The organism is Kosakonia oryziphila (genome assembly GCF_900094795.1).
GTDB lineage: Bacteria > Pseudomonadota > Gammaproteobacteria > Enterobacterales > Enterobacteriaceae > Kosakonia > Kosakonia oryziphila.
Window position 1 is genome coordinate 1 of record NZ_FMBC01000068.1, and the last position, 20,072, is coordinate 20,072.

Annotated in this window: 17 protein-coding genes, 3 pseudogenes and 1 other annotated feature; of the genes and pseudogenes, 6 read left to right on the forward strand and 14 right to left on the reverse strand. The window is 52.2% G+C overall.

The genetic code is table 11. The features are described from left to right. The 6 genes and pseudogenes from GA0061070_RS25690 to GA0061070_RS22440 all read right to left on the reverse strand — a co-directional run. Positions 1-131: pseudogene (locus GA0061070_RS25690) on the reverse strand (DNA recombinase); the annotation flags it as partial. 582 nt (positions 132-713) lie between these two features. Continuing rightward, positions 714-1,730: a fimbrial protein gene (locus GA0061070_RS22420; RefSeq protein WP_090138541.1), complete on the reverse strand. Its 1,017-nt coding sequence runs from the start codon at positions 1,728-1,730 to the stop codon at positions 714-716. A gap of 21 nt (positions 1,731-1,751) precedes the next feature. Then, a complete protein-coding gene (locus GA0061070_RS26075) occupies positions 1,752-2,069 on the reverse strand; it encodes a fimbrial biogenesis chaperone (protein ID WP_090138542.1) in 318 nt (105 codons plus the stop codon). 40 nt (positions 2,070-2,109) lie between these two features. Next, positions 2,110-2,628 (reverse strand): fimbrial protein, encoded by a 519-nt coding sequence (locus GA0061070_RS22430; RefSeq protein WP_090138543.1) that lies wholly within the window; start codon positions 2,626-2,628, stop codon positions 2,110-2,112. Between the two features lie 763 nt (positions 2,629-3,391). Further along, positions 3,392-4,738 (reverse strand): APC family permease, encoded by a 1,347-nt coding sequence (locus GA0061070_RS22435; RefSeq protein ID WP_090138544.1) that lies wholly within the window; start codon positions 4,736-4,738, stop codon positions 3,392-3,394. Positions 4,739-4,741: 3 nt separating this feature from the next. Next, positions 4,742-5,647, reverse strand: a complete 906-nt coding sequence (locus GA0061070_RS22440; RefSeq protein WP_090138545.1) for an acetamidase/formamidase family protein — start codon at positions 5,645-5,647, stop codon at positions 4,742-4,744. Positions 5,648-5,774: 127 nt separating this feature from the next. On the opposite strand from GA0061070_RS22440, the pseudogene GA0061070_RS24940 reads away from it, so the two are divergent. From GA0061070_RS24940 to ivy, 3 genes and pseudogenes are all read left to right on the forward strand, one after another. Further along, positions 5,775-5,876 (forward strand): annotated as a pseudogene (locus GA0061070_RS24940) (recombinase family protein); the annotation flags it as partial. A 695-nt stretch (positions 5,877-6,571) separates the two neighbouring features. Then, positions 6,572-7,852: a glucose-1-phosphate adenylyltransferase gene (gene glgC, locus GA0061070_RS22455; protein WP_090138547.1), complete on the forward strand. Its 1,281-nt coding sequence runs from the start codon at positions 6,572-6,574 to the stop codon at positions 7,850-7,852. Between the two features lie 319 nt (positions 7,853-8,171). Beyond that, complete coding sequence (gene ivy, locus GA0061070_RS22460) at positions 8,172-8,624, forward strand: Ivy family C-type lysozyme inhibitor (protein WP_090138548.1); 453 nt, start codon at positions 8,172-8,174, stop codon at positions 8,622-8,624. Between the two features lie 25 nt (positions 8,625-8,649). On the opposite strand, the gene GA0061070_RS25250 is transcribed toward ivy, so the two are convergent. The 3 genes from GA0061070_RS25250 to GA0061070_RS25695 all read right to left on the reverse strand — a co-directional run bounded on the left by GA0061070_RS25250 (position 8,650) and on the right by GA0061070_RS25695 (position 9,571). After that, the gene (locus GA0061070_RS25250) at positions 8,650-8,934 is read right to left on the reverse strand and encodes an RpnC/YadD family protein (RefSeq protein ID WP_090138549.1); all 285 of its coding nucleotides are present in this window, start codon (positions 8,932-8,934) and stop codon (positions 8,650-8,652) included. Positions 8,935-9,099: 165 nt separating this feature from the next. Continuing rightward, complete coding sequence (locus tag GA0061070_RS25830; RefSeq protein ID WP_279616106.1) at positions 9,100-9,258, reverse strand: tyrosine-type recombinase/integrase; 159 nt, start codon at positions 9,256-9,258, stop codon at positions 9,100-9,102. Further along, the gene (locus GA0061070_RS25695) at positions 9,224-9,571 is read right to left on the reverse strand and encodes a tyrosine-type recombinase/integrase (RefSeq protein ID WP_244153188.1); all 348 of its coding nucleotides are present in this window, start codon (positions 9,569-9,571) and stop codon (positions 9,224-9,226) included. Before GA0061070_RS25695 ends, GA0061070_RS25830 begins: the two co-directional genes overlap by 35 nt. 61 nt (positions 9,572-9,632) lie before the next feature. Between GA0061070_RS25695 and GA0061070_RS22475 the strand changes: the two are divergent. Beyond that, positions 9,633-9,990 (forward strand): annotated as a pseudogene (locus GA0061070_RS22475) (transposase); the annotation flags it as partial. Then, positions 9,910-10,014 (forward strand) — a sequence feature (AL1L pseudoknot). It overlaps the preceding pseudogene by 81 nt. A gap of 320 nt (positions 10,015-10,334) precedes the next feature. Here GA0061070_RS22475 and GA0061070_RS22480 read toward each other — a convergent pair. The 4 genes from GA0061070_RS22480 to mgtA all read right to left on the reverse strand — a co-directional run bounded on the left by GA0061070_RS22480 (position 10,335) and on the right by mgtA (position 15,402). After that, on the reverse strand, positions 10,335-10,676 hold the full coding sequence (locus tag GA0061070_RS22480) for a DUF2493 domain-containing protein (protein ID WP_090138550.1): 342 nt from the start codon (positions 10,674-10,676) through the stop codon (positions 10,335-10,337). A gap of 65 nt (positions 10,677-10,741) precedes the next feature. Beyond that, a complete protein-coding gene (locus GA0061070_RS22485) occupies positions 10,742-12,394 on the reverse strand; it encodes a Na/Pi cotransporter family protein (RefSeq protein ID WP_090138552.1) in 1,653 nt (550 codons plus the stop codon). A 2-nt stretch (positions 12,395-12,396) separates the two neighbouring features. Further along, positions 12,397-12,633, reverse strand: a complete 237-nt coding sequence (locus tag GA0061070_RS22490) for a hypothetical protein (RefSeq protein WP_090138555.1) — start codon at positions 12,631-12,633, stop codon at positions 12,397-12,399. 75 nt (positions 12,634-12,708) lie between these two features. Then, positions 12,709-15,402 carry a magnesium-translocating P-type ATPase gene (gene mgtA, locus GA0061070_RS22495; protein ID WP_090138558.1) on the reverse strand — a complete coding sequence of 898 codons (2,694 nt, stop codon included), beginning with the start codon at positions 15,400-15,402 and terminating at the stop codon, positions 12,709-12,711. Positions 15,403-16,644: 1,242 nt separating this feature from the next. On the opposite strand from mgtA, the gene GA0061070_RS22505 reads away from it, so the two are divergent. Then, positions 16,645-17,598, forward strand: a complete 954-nt coding sequence (locus GA0061070_RS22505; protein WP_090138564.1) for a nickel/cobalt transporter — start codon at positions 16,645-16,647, stop codon at positions 17,596-17,598. Between the two features lie 52 nt (positions 17,599-17,650). Here the strand turns inward: GA0061070_RS22505 and proP are convergent, their stop codons facing one another. Then, positions 17,651-19,153 (reverse strand): glycine betaine/L-proline transporter ProP, encoded by a 1,503-nt coding sequence (gene proP, locus GA0061070_RS22510; protein WP_090138562.1) that lies wholly within the window; start codon positions 19,151-19,153, stop codon positions 17,651-17,653. Between the two features lie 655 nt (positions 19,154-19,808). On the opposite strand from proP, the gene GA0061070_RS22515 reads away from it, so the two are divergent. Then, on the forward strand, positions 19,809-20,072 hold a 264-nt coding region (locus GA0061070_RS22515; RefSeq protein ID WP_139109819.1), incomplete at its 3' end, for a transposase.

Consider the following 20,072-nt stretch of genomic DNA (forward strand, 5'->3'; position numbering starts at 1 on the left):
TCACTGACACGAAATCCATGCACAAAACTCATATATACGAGGCAATAGTCCCTTTCCGGGTTGCTGCTTCCTTTTGCCGCCATCAGCAGTTTCTCCACCTCTGTCTCGGTTAAATGCTTTCTCTGCGTCATTTTTACCTCCGCTTAATAAATGATTGAAACCGGGGCTGCCCCTGCGAAAAGACCCCGGCTCATAAACGACTGACATGGCACCGCGATATTCGCGCGGGGATCTCCTGTTCAGCCCCTTATGTAGATGCAGGTCAGACCGGTCTTCCATCCATTCTGCCATTTTCCCGTCACTGATACTGCATCCAGCAGATCATTTACGACAGGTGACATCCTGCCTGAATCTCTTCACAACCTGGCTCTGCCAGGCCGTGACTTCCGGGCGGTGTGGTGCACACGATGCCCTCCGGTGACTGGTTTCCTTTAACCTGCGATTCAGATGTGCGGTGCCCCTGCGACAGCCCTTTGCCGGACGCCGGTAATCATTCCTCACCGGCTTCCTGACGGTAACCCTCCATCCGGGGCAGGCTCTGCCCGCCCGGACGTTCATAACGACTGGACCGTGATACCTGTAGTACCTGCGTTATCGTCAGGTTTTTTATCCATATCTCCCTTATCTGGATACGACACTGCAGGCGTCCGGGTTTCCCCGGCTACAGGCAGGGTCGCGAATCCCCCCTCGTGTACAAGCCGCCCGGGCCGGCCTTACTGATAAACAAGCGTAAACGTGGCGCTGGCGTTTGCCACTCCCGGCGTGATGTCGCTGCCTGTCTGATAATATCGCGCCTGAAGGGGAACGTTGTATGCGCCTGCTGATGCCGCGCTGCCCGTACTGATAACCGTCTGGAGCGGCAGGGGCGCGTTGTTGTAAAGCAGCTGAATACCCACGCCAGAGGCGCTGCCGGCACCGCCGGCCAGATTCAGCACTCCCCGTGTGGCATTCTGCGCGCTACCGTCAATCCGCAGGCTGACGCGGGTGCCGGCGTTGCAGTTCAGCGGAATGGTGAAACTGCGGGTACTGGCGTCCCCCGGCCAGGTGCCCGGGCCGCTGAACGCCCGTTTCTCCACCGCGCCCATCGGAACAGAAATGGCGGTGTTGCCCACGGTACAGGCAATCCTGGACACGTTAAACGCAGCAATACTGATTGTCGATACAAGCTGACTCCAGCTCTGCTGATTGTAGCGCAGGATAAACGAGCCAACCTGTCGTGCGCTTACCCTGCCGGTGCCGGTCGTCTGCGCCGTCTTGTAAAACTGAATGCGGGCCTGGGCTTCCAGGGGCTGGTTACGCAGGATACCGTTGACGCGGCAGAGCAGACGGTTATTGACGTTACCGTCCCCGGTCTGCGTCCCGTCCACATACCCTGTACTGCCGCAGTTATTGACGGAGGTGGCTCCCACCGCGTACCCGATGCCCGCGATGTTGGTACTGTAGACGCGGCGACCATTAATCGTCGTGACATAGGTTCCTTCTCCTTTTACGCCAAATTCCTGATAGGTCAGGGGGCCTCCCGGCGAGTTAGTGCAGTTGTAGGTCTGCACCACGCCGGACACCACCTCACTGCCGATAAGTGCGCCCACCGGCAAATCCCGCTGCACCGTGACCGGCGGAGGCGTCAGGACAGTTGACGCCGTCACTCTCGTGCACTGATACGCGCGGGCGTCCGTGGCAGCAAGGGCAAGCAGGCCCCCACAGACAATACCCGGTGATTTTCTTTTCATAATCCTGTCTCCCTTACCGTTTTAATGCTCAGTCAGAACAGTGATGCGCGGCCGGCGGGAAGCGCCCCCCGTATAAACGATCCGGACTGAATTCTGTGAATGCGGCTCAAGACGAAACAGCGGCGGCGTGGCCACAAAGGTGTTATCCCCGTCACCTGCGGCCGGATTTTTATCCCCCCGGACCGGGATCAGACAGGGCCTGTCGTCAGGATTGCTGATGCTCCGTGTTGCCTGCCGGTCACGCCCCTCACAGACCAGCCCTGACCCGCCTGCCTCCACGCCGACAGGGGATGCCACTGAGACCATCACCAGGCCCGGTGCAATCAGTGGACGAAACATCCGTCTCCCTGAAAAACAGAGCCGCGAACGGCTCACAGGATCAGTTATATGTCACGGTAAACGCCGCAACGGTGTTCGCGGTACCCGCCCCGACAGTCGCATCCGTCGGGACATATTTCGCGATGTAATTGAGGGCGTTGGTGCCGGTAGTGGCGAGGGTGACGGGGGCGGAAACATTGCCCACCGGAATAAGCGTGGTACTGTCCTGCTCGTAGATCCCCACACCCACCCCGGTTGCGGTCTGCCCGGAACTCAGCGCCAGCAGATTGCTGTTGCCACTGGCCAGCGGGCCATCGAAACGGGTACTGGCGGATGTCACAGCGGCCGGACAGTCGGTCAGGTTGATAGTGAAGCGGGTGGAGGATGCGGTAGCCCCGGCCGCAGCGAAAGAGTTCGCGGAGACGGAGCCCAGGTTCACCGTCTGATTTGCCGATGCGGTATCGACCTTACAGGCCGTGTCCCGGATGTTCCCCGTGAAATTGATGGTGCCGTCGGCGGCCAGCGCCGTTCCGCAGACACCGGCAGCCAGTGCGATGGTAATGAAAGTGATTTTTTTCATGACAGTCCTTTAAGGGCTATAGCCCCGTTATTTGTGGTCACTTCACATGTGGTGGCAACGCTGCATCCCTGCTGTATGACATCAGCCCGGTACTTCCCCTGGTGGCTACCGGTTGCAGCGGCGGCAGTCTGTCGGGTTGTGTATGTTCACTTCCCGGTGATAAACGGGGCCTTCCACAGCGTGAAAGCTTATTGGCACAGTGGAAGGCGGAAACCAGGACACATTTATCAAATCATTTATTCAGGCCGCTGGCGGAATATCTGCGACTGGCCGGAGGAACTGCAGCCGTGATAAGCCTTATCTGCTGTATGGTTAATATGATAACCAAAAAATATTATGTGTTTTAATTACTATTAAAATTTGAAGTAATATACTTTTTAACAATAAACCAACATTAAACGACTGATGTTATATGCTGTTTTTGTGTTAACAACTGGTTAAATGCGTTAAGTTATTTTTTATCAGATTTCTGATTAATGCGGGATAGTCAGTTTACAGACGGGGCATCCTTACAGGCTGCCTGACGACGGATGGAACGAAACGGAGGCAGGACGACACCCTGGATAAGCACACGGCAGACAGCAAATTTCCTGACTATGACGGGAAGGGAGTCCGGGTTGAGCAGACCTGCTGGCCAAAATCACGTTGAAAACGTCCATGCTTTTTGAGGGGGCTCAAAAAGCCCCTTCAGATATTTACCTGTTAAAGCAGAGCGCAGAAACCAGATTGCCCGCCACTGCAGCAGGCAATATTCCCACAGCGATTAGCTTTCCAGATCCATCACGATGTTACGTTTCAGCAACAGGCGCATAATCACATAATAAACAACGCCAACAGCCAGCCAGGCAAGACCCAACACTTTCGCTTCAATATCCATCTCGTAAATCACGAAGGCGATAATCAACAGACCCATTAAAGGCAAAAACAGATGCATCACCAGGTGGCGAGATTTCTGGCGAATAATGTAATGATTAATCACTGCAATATGCAGCACCAGGAAGCCCATCAGCGCACCGAAATTGACCAGACGGCTCAGGTTATCTATGTTGCCATTGAACCATAAGCCAGAAACCAGGGAGATCAGCGCAACAAACAGGGTGCTGGTCCACGGAGTTTTTAAACGCGGATGAACTTTCGCCAGCAGAGCCGGCAACTGCCCATCCCGCGCCATCGCAAACAGAATGCGTGACACTGCCGCCTGCGCCACCAGTGCGTTAGCGATACCCCAGGAAATCACCGTAGACCACATAGTGACATACTTCAGCCAGTTGCCCCCGGCAACACTGGCAGCATCGTAAAATGCAGTATCCAGACTGGTGATGGTCATTCCCCGTGAGAGATCGGCTGCGATCCACGTCTGGAGAATAAAGAGCGCACCAACAACAATCAGTGCAGCCAGGGATGCTTTACCTACGGTATCCACCCCGCCGTCTTTCGTCTCTTCCGCAAGAGTGGAAATCCCGTCAAAGCCAAGAAACGAGAGCACCGCAATTGACACCGCGCTCATCACCAATGGCAGACTGAATTTATCCGGGTTGTACAGCGGATCAAGGGTCAGACGCCCGGCCCCGGCACCAGAGTAGAGCGCCCACAATCCCAGCACAACAAAGATGCTGAGCACCACCATCTCTGCAACCAGGATGGTGTTGTTCGCTTTGGCGGTAAACGTAATACCACACAGGTTGATAAGGCTGTTCACGCCAATAAAACCGGCGATCCACACCCAGGTCGGCACTCCGGGGAGCATCGGTGTCAGCGCCGCTGCGCTGACAATATAGAGCAAAGAAGGCACCAGAATGTAGTCAAGCAGAATAAGCCAACCGGCAAAAAAACCGACGACTGGATGAAGACCTCGCTGGGCATAAGCATATACCGAGCCTGATACCGGAAAGGCCCGTGACATTGACCAGTAGCTCATGGCGGTAAAAAACATCGCCACCATACCAATCAGATAGGCCAGTGCTACCATCCCTTTTGAGCCATCCTGGACATAACCAAACACACCGAATGGCGCGATAGGCACCATAAAGATCATGCCGTAGATCAGCAAGTCTTTGAACGTCAGTGCCCGATGAAGTTCCTGTTTATAGCCAAACTTTTCAATGCTCATCTTTTAGCCCTCAATGGTGACACCAAGCTGCTTTGCAATGGATTTGGGTAACGCAAACCGACAGGTTTTTAACGGATCAACCACCTGACAAATTTGTAGATTTCCGGTGACACTGAGGATGTTGATCGCTTCAGGCAGAGAAAGCGGGCTGTTATCGGTCAGGAAATGTACCATATTGCGGGTAGCAAGCGTCGCGGCCTCATCGAGCGTGACGGCGGACGCCAGGGTAAAGAGGGAGTCATCATTTTCCAGCATCGGTAGCGGTAATGGACGATTTTTCACTACCGTTAGTTCGACAATCACCTCGCCGGCGATTTCCAGCCCGCAGACAGAAACTTCCCCATCGCCCATACCGGCATGAAGGTCACCGAGGGCGAACAATGCGCCGGGGACATAAACCGGCAACCACAGAGTGGTGCCTTCGACGATCTCTTTGCAATCCATGTTACCACCGTGGCTGTACGGGGTACCGCACGAGACAGCCTCCCCGTCAGGTGCCACGCCAATCACGCCGATCATCGGTCTTAAGGGTGCCGTCACCCCAGCCGCCAGCAGTGCATGACCTTCATTAATGGGAACAATCGTAACCGTGGGTTCGCGCAGTTCATCGCCGACGATACCCAGATCAGGTGCGGTTATCATCACTGCCCAGTCACGATTTAAGCGGATCTGCCTGATGTGGACTTTCAGCACATCGCCGGGTTCAGCCCCCTGAACAAAAACCGGTCCGGTTGCAGGATTAATCCGCTGCCAGTTAATCTCCTGAAAAACCGTCGCGTCATTGACAATTTGATCAGAAAAACAGTCACAGGTCTGAAAAAGCACCTCATCACCGCTGGCGATTGTAGCAACATGAGGATTTTCACGGGACATCGCGTAAATCACGTGAGTGTTGTTAATGGCTATCATCACTGGCTCGCTCTTTTGTTGGTTTTATGTTATCGCTACATTTCTTTGCGGTTACTAATATTTATAGACATAATGGGGTAATATCAATCTATTTTGTGTGGTTATTATTTTTCAGCGGCTTCAGACAGGGAGCTGTTTGGATATGCCTGCGGCCATCGCAGGAAAGGACTACGAGGACCGGCGACGTTGCCTGGCTGAAGGTATCAGTAAAGCGAAAACTGAGGGGGAGCTGGAGAAAGGCTCCGGGAAGGGCATCCAGCCAGGCGAACAGCGCGGCATCAGGAAAGGTGAGCGCGAAGCGGCCCTGAAAATAGCCCGCAGCCTGCTAAAACCGGGAATACCCCATGAATCTGTGCCGGAATAAATATACTCCGGCATAGCCGGAGGTTTTTCAGATGCGCCTGTAAGGCTCTGTTACCAACCGCACCCTGACAGGCGCATACGATCTGACATTTGCATCAAACTTATCACTACTATGGCTGACTCCGGCTTCCGGAAATTCGTCCTTGCGGCCTTGTTATCGGATGAAAGAACCCTCATTCCACTGACAGTTAAACTCTGCCCGCGCCTGCTTTCTGGTCAATTTATTAAAACAGCAAATTAGATCAAAAACTTCCTCATTACTGAGCGTCCCGGAAAGATTTATCACCTGAGGCTGGCTTACCCTTTCACCACCAGTGAAGTACCGTTTGTCAGTCCCTTCATAGTACTGCCCATAACACGCCGTGAATCGACGGGAGGCCAGTCACGTCTGAAATGGCCGGGTAATGCCGGGTGACCTGATCGCTCTGGTTTTGAAGGGGATATTGACCATGCTCTCAGTGTGGGTAATTCATTCCCTGCATAATAAACATAAAAGAGCGCTCTGCTGTTGGCGACTTTTTCATCACTGGCTCCCGGGATCGGCAAAGTAAGGAACCTGAAATGAAGACATTAGACGACAAACATAAAGCCATGCTCGCCAGACAGCTCCCCAATAAAGCGGTCGCACTGGTGCTGGCGGGAGGGAGGGGTTCCCGTCTTAAAGACCTTACCTCTGTCCGGGCCAAACCCGCTGTGCACTTTGGGGGCAAGTACCGCATCATTGATTTTGCCCTGTCCAACTGCCTTAATTCGGGTATCCGTCGTATCGGTGTCATTACCCAGTATCAGTCGCATACCTTACTGCAACATCTTCAGCACGGCTGGTCGTTTCTTAGTGAGGGGATGAACGAGTTTGTCGACCTTCTGCCCGCCCAGCAACGCCAGGGACATGAGCACTGGTACAGCGGTACCGCCGATGCCGTGTTTCAGAATCTCGATATCATACGACGTTACCGTGCGGAGTACGTGGTTGTCCTCGCGGGGGACCATATCTACAAGATGGACTACTCGCGGATGCTGCTGGAGCATGTATTGAGCAATAGCCCCTGTACGGTCGCCTGCATTGAAGTCCCAAGGCAGGATGCAACGGCGTTTGGCGTGATGGAGGTCTCTGACAACCTGCAGGTACAGGCATTCTGGGAGAAACCCGACGTGCCGCCAGCGCTTCCTGGTAAACCGGACCGCAGTCTGGCCAGCATGGGGATCTACGTGTTTAATGCCGGGTTCCTGTTCCGGTTGTTAGAGGATGATCATACTGACAGCCACAGCGAGCATGATTTTGGTAAGGATATTCTGCCAAAAATCACCGCACAGGGTCAGGTATGGGCCCATCCGTTTTCGCTTTCCTGTGTCTCTTCCGCTCCTGGCGCACCGGATTACTGGCGTGATGTCGGTACCCTGGACTCCTACTGGCAAGCGAATCTTGATCAGGCGGCCGTGATGCCGGAACTGGATATGTATGACCCCCACTGGCCGATCCGCACCTATGCCGAATCACTTCCCCCGGCGAAGTTTGTGCAGGATCATTCCGACAGTTACGGTATTACGATAAATACGCTGGTGTCTGGTGGTTGTATTATTTCCGGTTCGTCGGTGGCAAATTCGGTGCTGTTCTCCCGGGTCAGGATAAATTCATTTTGTTCTGTGGAATCCTGTGTTCTGTTACCCGATGTTACGGTGGGGTGCTCTTGCCGGTTGCGGTGTTGTGTGATTGATCGGGGGAGTCAGATCCCGGAGGGGATGGTGATCGGTGAAAATGCCGAAGAAGACAGACAACGTTTCTATCGCACGGAGAACGGCGTGGTGCTGGTAACAAAAGAGATGCTGGCAAAATTGCGATGATATCTGGAGGTGTTACAGATACCGGGGGTTGACGCCAAACGAACCGGAAAACCGATACTGGAAAAACGCTAAAAACGGTGGTTAATTTTAGTTGACCATACAGGGGTACCCCGGGGGTTACAAGTACTGGTACAGGGCAGGATCGTCTGCCGGAACGGAGGCAGTCCATCACAGATATTCTTCCTGATCTGATGATACAGAAGGTTATGCTTCTGGCGTACATTTCCGTACCACCGGGCCAGCCTGTGGACCCGGAACCCCGTCCAGCCCCGGAAAAGAAGTCTCAATTTGCAGTCTGTTAATAAACAAAGAGATTTTTATGAAAAAAGCACGCATTGCGCTGTTTCTCTCATTTTCAGCTTTAGCCACATCCGTGTATGCGCAGGATGAACTCACCATCAGTGAACTGGCGGTGAATCAGGCTACAAAGGCGGAGTTTCATAAGATGGTGGCTAACCAGCATTTACCCGCATGGGTAACCCAGGGAGGTACAGACTCTCAGGGCAAAAAAGTTAACATCGCCGGCAATCAGTATCTGGTGCTGGCTTCATGTAAACCACATGATTGTGCCGCACAACGAATCGCTGTGCTTTACGACACGGCAACAAAAAAATTATTGGGTGTTTTTTCCTCGGTAGAGGAAAAAGAAGGTCATGAAAAACTGCAGTGGCTAAACGGACCCGATAATTTGTCGCCTGATGGAAAGACAGTCCTGTTCGCAGCGCTGACAGGCAGTCTTGATAACCACCCTGATAGCTTCAATTTTAAATAGATGGCCAGGTGGGGAAATTGCTCCATCATATTTTTTTGCCGGTAAGGCCGACAGGCCGAATGCGCTGCAGATCGTCTTCTGCCATACCGGTTATGGTCATCGCTGTATTGTGGTCGATGCCGTTCTGCAGCATGGCGGGAACAATTTTCAGGGGCGCTTCGTGCTTACCTTTCCTGATGCCGCGCTGTCCACCAGGGTGGATGCCCTTCCCGGGGTCTTTCTCCAGTCTCCCCTCAGCTTTCGCTTTACTGATACTTTCTGCCAGGCGACGGATCTTTCCTGCGAGGGCCGCAGGCAAATCCGGTATCATGCCATTGGCTTTGTAATCTGGGGTTAAGACAGTTGCCAGGCACAAAAACGGGTGACCCTGACCGGAGTGAGACTCTCAACAACCAATACATTCATAATAAAGCAGATTCTTGCCTGTGTTAAAAGTCAGGTTCTGAAGGGGGCACGGCGGATCTGCCCCCCTGTTTCAGTATATTCTGGTAACCCATGCATTTTTAAAACGTGCAGAATTCGCTGCCGTATATAAAACGGTGTGTTGTATATTTCTGTGCCCCAGATAATCCTGAATAAGACGGGTGTCATTACCTAATTCAGCCAGAGCATAGCCACATGCATGCCTTAACATATGCGGATGAACATTTACCTATAAACCAGCTAATTGTCCGTAATGATTTATTAGTTGATAAAACCGCTGCCTTGACATTTTTTCCCTGATGGGACAGGAATAACCATGACAAATTATTCCCTGGAAATATTTTACGTTCCTCGATCCATTTTAGCAGAACTATATTTTCTTCCGGTAATAATGGCTGGCTGGTACTTAATCCACCTTTAAGTCGTTTTATATAAATCTTTTTTGAGAGTGGGTCGTAATCATCGACTTTTAAAGCAGTAAGTTCACTCACCCGTAATCCGTGGATAAAAGCCATATCAACCATACAATAATGAACCGCCCCGGTAATCCTGGAGACTAAACGCTTTGAGAGAGAGGTAAACAGGATGACTAAAAATACACGTGTTTCCCCCGGGATACGGCAGCGGGCCGTCCGCATGGTTCTGGAATGCCAGGACGGGTATGACTCACAGTGGCAGCTCTGAGCTCCATCGCCCCTAAAATCGACTGCACGCCGGAGACCCTGCGTATCTGGCTGCGTCAGTATGAACGTGTGCCAGTGGCGGTGTGGTGGTCTCTCCACCACTAGCGCCAGCGCCTGAAAGAGCTGGAGCGTGAGAACCGCGAGCTGCGGCGCAGCGATGATATCCTGCGGCAGGCCTCAGCTTATTTTGCGAAGGCGGAGTTCGACCGCCTCTGGAAAAAATAGCCCTCCTGGTGGATACCCTGAGCGATGAATACGGGGGTACGGACAGTGTGCAACAACCGGAGCGTACATGCAGTACGTGAGGATGACTCGCTTCACTCACCCTAAAGGACCACCACAAGCGGCGTTCAAAATGCCATAACATTTTGTGTGAGCACTGCCCAGGACCAAAATGGCAAATAAAATAGCCTAATGGGCCAGGCTCTTAGTTAAAACTATCAAGAATATATAATATGCACTGGTCGGCCTCGCTTCCATTCAGGAGCCTCATATACAAAGAAAAATATCATCCCCTGGAATAAACGCCAGGGTCCAGTTTCTTATTTACTCAGCAACCCATATCAATAGCGATTGATCAGAAGTCCCCATGGATGGCCTGGCGTTAAACTTCGATTACCCGGATCCCAATATTTTGCGCCATTTTTATGCACTCCGCTGTGTCCTCTCCGCCAGGAAAGGCCAGCAGCACGTCAGGACGGCTGTCTTCAAGCATAAACAGGTTACGTCTGGTTTCCGCATATTTACCATGCAACGCCCAGTTTGCCGGATAGCGGATGACGTGAATATCTGTGTCTCGTGCCCAGGTTTCAATGGCACTGCCCAGCGCATGGTGACCTCCATGAATAAGCACATCAATCGGCTGCATACGGGCATATAAATCCAGTACGTGAGTGAGGGTGTTGATGTCGGCATAAAATCGACCTGAGCAGATTAAAACTCTCACTATTATTTCCCTTAACGTTGTTTTTATTGAAAAGAAGGCTATGCGCACCATGGCGATTAGTGTTTTTAAATGGCCGGAGGCGTTTTGATAAACTGCAATGACGTATTACCAAGGCGCTCAATGACCGGATATGCTACGGCGGCAATATGGTGGTGCACGCGGCGGTAGTCCCGTAACACACGCTGGAAGATATCGCCGGATTCCGCCCAGGCATTTTTGTCCTCACGCAGATTTTTGAAATGCTCGCGGCTGGCGGAAGCCTCAAGCTGCCGTATGGTTTCCTTACGCTTTACCAACTCGAGGGCGGCCGATAAGTCTTCACGCATGAACGCAGCTATACCGAGACGCAAGCTGGTAAGAATCTCCTCGTGTAACAGGCGGATATTGTGTAGCTCAAAGTAGCTAAACACCTCCCCACGGAGCGCGCGGCGAGTTGCCAACTGGGTCAGGTTGCTGGAAAGAATATCTCCCGCGTGCTCAAAATTGATAATGAACATCAGTACTTCCTGTGCACGATCGGCATCTGCGTCATTCAATCCATCCTGACCGATGTCCGCGAGGTAGGCGCGAACCGCCGCGCTGAGCAGATCGACTGACTGATCAAGGTGGCGAATATCTTCTGCGGCCTGTTTCTCCTGAGTCACAAATAGTACTAACAGACGGTCCAGCATGATCGTGAGCATATCTGCAGCCCGCAGTGACTCACGAACTGAGTTAGACAAGCCTATATAAGCGACCTCCAGACCTGCGTCGTCCAGATACATCGGCATACCGGGATCGCCAGGATGCTCTTCTTCCGGGAAGATTCGTTCCAGGAAGCGAGCCATCTGCGCAGTCAGGCCAATAAACAGCAACGCGAGCACGGCACTAAACGCTGTGTGGAACCAGACCACCAGTTGCGGTGTGCTCACTCCTGATCTTTGTACATAATCAGTTAGCAGCGGCAACAGCGGTAATGCCAGAGCACATCCAGACAGGCGAATGATTAGGTTACCAATCGGCAGGCGGCGAGCCACGCCTGAACCTGCGTTCAGAACCGGTGGCAGTGCACCGCCTATGTTTGCACCAAGCACCAACACTATTGCCGTCGCTGGCATTATTGCGCCGGTGGTGGCAAGGGAAGCTATCAATAAAACAATCGCTACGCTGGAGTGACAAATCAGAGTCAGGATCGCTGCTACCAGCAGAGCGATTAATGTATCTCCCTGTAGCCCCTGCATTACAGCATGGAAAACCGGTGTGACTTCAATTTCGGCCAAAGTACCGCCAAGCAGATGCAGGGCGAGCAGCATCAGCCCAAGCCCAATTAGCGCACAGCCCACGCTCTCGAAGTTGGAATGGTCGCGCAGCTTAAAGACCACAAACCCGATCAATAAAAGCAACGGAATGGCGATTTCAGTGTTAAAACTCATCAACTGCACGACTAGCGTGGAGCCAATGTTGGCACCCAGCATCACTGCAAGCGCGGGTGCCAGGCTGAGCGTTCCGGCGGCGGTAAACGATGTGGCCATCATGCTTACAGCAGTGCTACTTTGCAGAATACCGGTAATGCCAATGCCAGAGAGTAGTGCAGTGAAGCGGTTGGTGAGGTGCCGCTCCATCCAGTTACGCAGCGGCGTGCCGAATCCACGCTGCAGTGCTGTAGCGATCATATGGCTGCCCCAGAGCAACAAAGCAATGGTGCCAGCCAGGCTAAGTAACAGTGCAGTTCCGGACATGATTAATTCTCCCTCTTATGGACGGGCGTAATAACACAACGCAGTAGCCTGAGCGAAAAACGATTCATGATGCAGGCGAAAATGAGTAACAATTTTGTGTGCCGATAGCTAATTTTCCCCCCGGCGTACCATGCCAAAGCACGTACACGCAAAGCGCGGGTTATTTTCATTAAAAATAAGATCATCAACATGGTGGTCTTATTTTTAATCAGGAAAATAAAGGGTGTTTGCTTTTCCATAATGCTTCCCTGCTTGTGCTACCTGTCCGAGCAGTGCCGCCGAAGCGGCACCGAATTACTGTGTTTAATGCGAAGTTAATACCACTGTTTGAAGCGACGGATATAAATGGTCTTCATTGCCTGGGCCACGCAGCAGTATGCGAGAAGGGTGCCTACCAGCCATGGGAAGTACTGCCACGGCAGAGCCTGGAGTCCAACCAACGGCCCGAGCGGGGAGAACGGCACGTAAATACCGATAGCCATAATCAGACTGGTCATTATCAATACAGGCCAGGCGGCGGTGCTCTGGATGAACGGTATTTTCTGGGTGCGCAGCATATGAACCACCAGCGTCTGCGACAGCAGCCCTTCAATAAACCAGCCGGACTGGAATAGCGTCTGCATATGTTCGCTGTTGGCGCTGAACACAAACCACATCAGGGCGAAAGTGGTCATGTCGAAAATGGACGATGTCGGGCCAATCCAGACCATAAAGCGTCCGATGTTTTTTGCATCCCACTTGCGAGGCTTGCTAAGGAATTCTTTATCCGTTTTGTCCCACGGCAGCGCGAGCTGGGAGATGTCGTACATCAGGTTTTGCAACAGCAATTGAATCGCAAGCATTGGCAGAAACGGGATGAACGCGCTGGCAACCAGCACCGAGAATACGTTGCCGAAGTTAGAGCTGGCGGTCATATTCAGGTACTTCATGATATTGCCAAAGGTCTCGCGGCCTTTAATTACGCCCTCTTCCAGAACCATCAGGCTCTTTTCAAGCAGGATGATGTCAGCGGACTCTTTGGCGATATCGGTGCCACTGTCTACTGAGATGCCAACATCGGCATCGCGCAAGGCGGGTGCATCATTAATGCCGTCGCCGAGGAAGCCAACGGTATGGCCGTTGGTCTGCAACGCTTTCAGTACGCGTGATTTCTGTAGCGGCGTCAGCTTGGCAAACACGGTACGCTCTTCGACTAACTGTTGCAGGGACGCGTCACTCAATCGCTCAATCTGGGTGCCAAGAACCGGTTCACCCGGCTCCAGACCAACCTGGCGGCAAATTCGTGTGGTAACGATCGCGTTGTCGCCGGTCAGCACTTTTACCGCTACGCCAATATCCATAAGAGCGGCGATAGCCGGGCCTGCACTCTCCTTCGGTGGATCGAGGAAGGTAAGGAAGCCACGGATAATCAGGTCGTGCTCATCATCGGTGCTGTACTGCTTTTTAACCTCTGCGCCAGATATGTCGCGAGTGGCCACAACAAGTACGCGGAAGCCGTCTTTGTTGTAATCGTTCGCCATCGTCAGCATCTCGTCACGGCGCTGATTATCCAGCGCCACAATCTTGCCGTTCTCTTCCATATGTGTGGCGATGCTCATCATCTCTTCTACTGCGCCTTTGCACACCAGCAGGTGGTTGCTTTGGCTGTCCTCCACCACAATTGAAAGGCGGCGGCGAACAAAATCGAACGGCATTTCATCGACCTTACTGTAGCCTTGAGGTTTGACGAAGCCCGGTTCATTCTCAGAGAAGTAAATCACCGCCTGATCCATCAGGTTCTTGATGCCGCTTTGATAGTGGCTATTGAGCCAGGCCAGTGCCAGCACGGACTCGTTTTTCTGACCGTGCGTATCGACATGATGTTCAAGAATGATTTTGTCTTGCGTCAGCGTACCGGTTTTGTCGGTACACAACACATCCATGGCTCCCAGGTTCTGGATAGCGTTAAGACGCTTTACCACCACTTTGTGTTTTGCCATGGCCACCGCGCCTTTCGCGAGGTTTGCACTGACGATCATTGGCAGCATTTCCGGCGTCAGGCCGACGGCGACCGCCAGAGCAAACATCAGGGCATCCCACCATTCGCCTTTCAGCACGCCGTTGATCAGGAATACAACCGGCACCATCACCAGCATAAAGCGGATCAGCAACCAGCTAACACTGTTAACGCCGCGGTCAAACGCCGTTTTCGCCCGGGTACCGACAATGGCTTTTGCCAGTGAACCGAAATAGGTCCGTGGCCCGGTGGCGACCACCACAGCCTGCGCGGTGCCGCTGACCACGTTAGTCCCCATAAAGCAGATATTAGGGATATCCAACAGATTTTCGGTTTCACTCGCTTCGTCGTGTGCGGACTTTTGCGCCACGTCGCCAAGGGTATCGTACTTCTCGATCGGCAGCGCTTCACCGGTCAGGACGGCCTGGCTGATGAACAGGTCGCGTGATTCAATCAGGCGAACATCAGCCGGGATCATATCCCCGGCATATAGCTGCACGATATCGCCCACGACCAGCTCACGCATCGGGATCTCACGTGGTGTACCTTTTTGCCCCGCGTGTTCGCGACGTACTACCGTTGCGGTTGTACGCACCATTGCTTTCAGCGCTTCGGCAGACTTCGCTGAGCGGTACTCTTGCCAAAAGCGCACCAGACCACTGAGGGTCACCATCGTGCCAATGATGATAACGGTGGTTAAATCACCTTCCTCGCCCTGGCTGATTGGCAACCAGTAATCGGTAAAGAAGCTGATCCCTGCCAGAATACACAGCACGTAGATAAATGGGTTATTGAGCGCCATCAGCAGTTGGATCAGCGCGTGAGGCGGTTTGTCGTGAGCCACTTCGTTCAGGCCGTCCCGCTCCAGCCGGGTATTGGCTTGAGCTTCCTGCAACCCTTCCCGGGTGGTGTTGAAGTTGACCAAGGTTTCAGCGATGCCATTTTTGGCTTCCTGGGCGGCACGCATAGAATGCGTGCTTTTTTTATTACGGTTCTTGGTTTGTACTGTCATGGTGGTATTCCTGTCGCCGGACGGCAGCAAGCTATTTTACGGTTAATACCGGATTAAGGGCGGCCAAAAATAGCCCGATGCCGCATAAGCGATCGGTTTTCAATTAATTTTTCACAGGCTTTCCCACTATTTATTTTTCTAAATAAACAGGTGAGAAGTTTATTATCTTTTTATCTGGACGTGATTATTTCGGCTGCTGTTTCTGTTTGAAAACATCAGGAAATAAACATGTACCAATAGCAATGTAACTCAGCGTGACACTCGGGCACAGGCAGCAGCATAGCGCGCCGATACCCTGAGCAGCGTAACGGCTGAATCAGGCAATGAAGGAGCTACTTTGCGGGTCTTCGCTGTCAGAGAAGCTGCAACGACGCTCCAACTGACCAGTGACAGGACTGACACGCCAGTTAGTAATACGTTTATTCAACCCACTGATTTTCGAAGAGAAAATTGAGTTTAATGATTTTTTACGTGCAGAAGTCACCCTATCGCGGGGCGTCCGGACACGTAGTGTAGATGTCACTGTTTTGACACCTGGGAAAAGGGTAGATTTGAAGTTCATAACACACCTCGGGACCGTGATACCCCTGGTCGAGGTGGAACAACACAAGAGCCTCAGGCTCCGGCGAGACACACCAAAACGAAGAAGTGATCACAATCGATTTCATGTTTACTTGCCCGAACAGCCACTGAGGCATTATTCGGGCAGCTACTAAATTCAGTATCCATTTGTCTCTTATGTCAGTTTAGGAAAGGCCTCAACTTCGGCATGTGGAATCTACTCATAGCAAATATTATTGTCAACCCGCCAATGTAAATTAAATCCTTTCGTTTATGCTCTGTATAGAAATATTAATATTCAGGGATAATGATTGGTGATTTTAGGGTATTAGTGAAATGGATCTGTTCCAAAAGACGTTTTTGCTTTTGCGCGACGCAGTACAGAACTCGCGGCAAACACCGTTAAGGTAAACACCATCAGCAGCAGATTTTTCACACTCTTCTCATTAGCGACATGTCAGCACCTTCGTCAGCAAATCAGGCCATATTACAACCCAGTCACTGTCGTGACGGCGGAAATTCGCGCATGCCGATCGGCGCAACCGCAGGCCAGCCGGATACGCTGCATCTGCCGGGGCGCTGACATACACACTTGCTTAAAAAGTAAAACGTGCGGTGAGGGTAGAGGTGGATACCTTCGCCGCTTATACTGCGAAAACCATCCTTAATTCCCTGAATTCTATGACCACGCAAATTCTGAGCCGCGGCTGGCGATGGCCGGTCGCATTCGCCGTGCTGGCGGTAGCAGTAGCGGCTTTGTTCATGCTGCACGCCCACTGGGCGGCATTTCTGCAATGGTGCCTGGCGACGCAAATCACCCTGCACCGTTACCTGGTCATGTATCTGCTTCAGCTTAATAACCACCAATATAGCGGCGGAGTATGGCTGCTGGTCGGCGCGTTTTTTTACGGCGTACTGCATGCTGTCGGGCCAGGCCACGGTAAATTTATTGTGACAACCTATCTCAGCACGAATAACGAAAGCCAGATCGCCGCGCGCGTCATTCCGCTGCTGGGCAGCCTGATGCAAGGCGTCAGCGCCATTCTGTTTGTCTTCGTGCTGGCGATCGGGTTTAACCTCGCCTCTGGCGATCTCAGTGAAAGCCGCTGGTATGTGGAGAAAGTCAGCGCCGTAATGATCGGCGGCTTCGGCGCGTATGTGGCGTGGAATGCTGCTAAAAGTCTGCGACCGCACAAACTAAAATTCAACGCGTTTACCCCGTTACATCACCATGATGCCGATTGCGGCTGCGGCCATCATGGCGTCGCCGCCAGCACGCTGGGAGACTGGAAAACCCGCCTCGGTGTGATCCTCGCCATTGGCGCGCGGCCATGCAGCGGAGCAATCATGATTTTACTGTTCTCGAACGCGCTCGGCATTGTGAGTTGGGGGATTGCGGCGGTGATGACCATGGCGATCGGCACTGCACTGTCCATCCTCGGCTTGTCACTGGCCGTGCGCTATGCGCGCAACCGGACAGTCACCTTTTTTGGCGACGACGCAAGCCAGATGCGCTGGCTGGTACCCGTATTAAAAATTGCTGGTGGCGTGGCGCTGATGCTGTTTGCCGCGGTGCTGTTCCTGACGGTGATCCCGGTCAGCGCAAACGGCGATTTTATTGCGGCAGGTTGTTAAGCTGCACCAGCCCCAAAAGACCCACAGGAGCCTTTTTGGCTGGTGATAACGCTTACTCGTTAATGCGCGGGTGTTGATCCACCAGACGCGTGCGCTTCGCCTGCAACTCGGCGATCTCCGCGTCGATATCTTCGATTTTCTGTTCAATATTGTCGTGGTGCTCGCGCAGGATCTCTTTCGCTTCCTGAATGTCTGATGCGGCGGGCGTCGCGCCTTTCAGCGGCCGGTTCGCTGTCTCTTTCATCGTCAGACCGGTAATCAGACCAATCACCGCCACAATCATCAGGTAGTAAGCGGGCATTAACAGATTTTCTGAGCTTTCTACCAGCCAGGCCGTCAAAGTCGGCGTTAGCCCGGCAATCAGGATCGAGATGTTAAAGGCGCTCGCCAGCGCACTGTAGCGGATATGCGTCGGGAACATAGCGGGCAGCGTAGAAGCCATCACGCCGGTAAAACAGTTGAGGATCACCGCCAACATCAGCAGACCCGCAAAAATCAGCCCAATCACATTGCTGTTAATCAGAATAAAACACGGAACGGCGAGAGCAAACAGCGCCACGCTGCCCAGCAGCACGAACGGGCGGCGGCCAAAACGGTCACTCAGCAGCCCCATTACCGGCTGGACAAACAGCATACCAATCATGATAGCGATAATGATCAACACGCCGTGATCTTCCGAATAGTGCAGATTATGCGACAGGTAGCTCGGCATATAGGTCAGCAGCATGTAATAGGTGACATTGGTGGAAATCACCAGACCAGTACAGGTCAACAGCGCGCGCCAGTGTTTGGTGGCGATCTCTTTGAACGAGACTTTCGGCCCTTCTTGCAGCCCCTGACGATCGCCCTGCTCCAGCTTATCGACATGCTGCTGGAACGCTGGCGTCTCTTCCAGCGCGTGGCGCAAATAGAGGCCGATAAGGCCGAGCGGCAGCGCCAGGAAGAACGGAATACGCCAGCCCCACTCAAGGAAGTTCTCCTCGCCCACCACTGTGGAGAGCAATACGACCACGCCCGCGCCAAGCACAAAACCGGCGATCGAACCAAAGTCCAGCCAGCTTCCCATAAAACCACGTTTACGATCCGGGGAGTATTCAGCAACGAAGATCGACGCGCCGGTATACTCGCCGCCAACGGAGAAGCCCTGCGCCATCTTACACAGCAGCAGCAGAATCGGCGCCCAGATACCTATCGTGGCGTAGGAGGGGATAAGACCGATACAGAAGGTACTGATCGACATGATGACAATAGTGATGGCGAGGATTTTCTGCCGCCCGTACTTATCACCCAACATACCAAAAAAAAGACCACCCAGCGGGCGAATCAAGAAGGGAACGGAGAATGTCCCGAGTGCAGCAATCATCTGTACGCTGGGGTTTGCATCAGGGAAGAACACCTTGCCAAGAGCGTAGGCGACAAAGCCGTAGACACCGAAATCAAACCACTCCATCGCATTACCGAGTGAAGCGGCGGTAATCGCTTTGCGCAATTTCGCATCGTCAATGATGGTCACATCGCGCAATGTAATGGGTTTAACTTTTTTCCTTTTTAGCATGCATGTTTTCCTCTTTAGCTTGCGCCCTGAACCACCCGACGCTTATCCCTGCCGGGCGTTTTTACAGTTTCAGCTTTCCTGTTCAAGCGTAGCAGGTTTACTTACACTGGCGTTTTTCCGCCGTACAACCGAACCTGTTGACGCCTGTTGGGCAGTGAATGACTTATTTACCCTAACAGGGTTTAAAAATGTGATCAAATTCACACAGTTTTACCCACTGATATTCAGCCTCTCCTTTTCATTCCCGTCACGCTTTTTTTCCACAGCACAACGCTGCTTATATCCACACTAACACCATGATTTATCACTTCAGTGAGTATTACTTTTCCAGTGTTCTCGCTGCGCTATTTAGTTACAACCTAATGACATCGCTAATAACAGAAATAGCACCAATAAATATTTATAAGGAATGCAAGATTAATATAAATAAAACACAATTTTAACATTATTGAGTCAATGCTTGATAGAAAGCATGATACGCCCATAAGAAGCGGAGCTAATAAATATCTTACAAAGATTATCCGTCATTTTTAGCGCGTTCCATGAAAGTCGATAGTGAATAATGCCGAGCGAATTTGTAAGTATCCCGCATAATCGTGCCATTCATATTTAGAGAGCATCCGGCATAATCAATCTTCCAACGAAGGAGATCGCTATGCGTAAAGCCCGTTTTACTGAGCATCAGATCATCGCTGTGATTAAGTCGGTTGAAGCCGGACGAACCGTTAAAGATGTCTGCCGGGAGTCCGGTATATCTGAAGCCACCTACTACAACTGGAAGTCCAGATACGGCGGCATGGAGGCTTCTGATATTAAAAAGATCAAGGATCTTGAGGACGAGAACCGGCGTCTCAAACAGATGTTTGCCGACCTGAGCCTTGAGAACCGGGCACTGAAAGACGTTATCGAAAAAAAGCTT

Coding starts and splice junctions, on each gene's coding strand:
- GA0061070_RS22420 (WP_090138541.1), bottom strand. CDS start 1,730: ATGAAAAGAAAATCACCGGGTATTGTCTGTGGGGGCCTGCTTGCCCTT.
- GA0061070_RS26075 (WP_090138542.1), bottom strand. CDS start 2,069: ATGTTTCGTCCACTGATTGCACCGGGCCTGGTGATGGTCTCAGTGGCA.
- GA0061070_RS22430 (WP_090138543.1), bottom strand. CDS start 2,628: ATGAAAAAAATCACTTTCATTACCATCGCACTGGCTGCCGGTGTCTGC.
- GA0061070_RS22435 (WP_090138544.1), bottom strand. CDS start 4,738: ATGAGCATTGAAAAGTTTGGCTATAAACAGGAACTTCATCGGGCACTG.
- GA0061070_RS22440 (WP_090138545.1), bottom strand. CDS start 5,647: ATGATAGCCATTAACAACACTCACGTGATTTACGCGATGTCCCGTGAA.
- glgC (WP_090138547.1), top strand. CDS start 6,572: ATGAAGACATTAGACGACAAACATAAAGCCATGCTCGCCAGACAGCTC.
- ivy (WP_090138548.1), top strand. CDS start 8,172: ATGAAAAAAGCACGCATTGCGCTGTTTCTCTCATTTTCAGCTTTAGCC.
- GA0061070_RS25250 (WP_090138549.1), bottom strand. CDS start 8,934: ATGATACCGGATTTGCCTGCGGCCCTCGCAGGAAAGATCCGTCGCCTG.
- GA0061070_RS25830 (WP_279616106.1), bottom strand. CDS start 9,258: ATGTTAAGGCATGCATGTGGCTATGCTCTGGCTGAATTAGGTAATGAC.
- GA0061070_RS25695 (WP_244153188.1), bottom strand. CDS start 9,571: ATGGTTGATATGGCTTTTATCCACGGATTACGGGTGAGTGAACTTACT.
- GA0061070_RS22485 (WP_090138552.1), bottom strand. CDS start 12,394: ATGTCCGGAACTGCACTGTTACTTAGCCTGGCTGGCACCATTGCTTTG.
- GA0061070_RS22490 (WP_090138555.1), bottom strand. CDS start 12,633: ATGGAAAAGCAAACACCCTTTATTTTCCTGATTAAAAATAAGACCACC.
- mgtA (WP_090138558.1), bottom strand. CDS start 15,402: ATGACAGTACAAACCAAGAACCGTAATAAAAAAAGCACGCATTCTATG.
- GA0061070_RS22505 (WP_090138564.1), top strand. CDS start 16,645: ATGACCACGCAAATTCTGAGCCGCGGCTGGCGATGGCCGGTCGCATTC.
- proP (WP_090138562.1), bottom strand. CDS start 19,153: ATGCTAAAAAGGAAAAAAGTTAAACCCATTACATTGCGCGATGTGACC.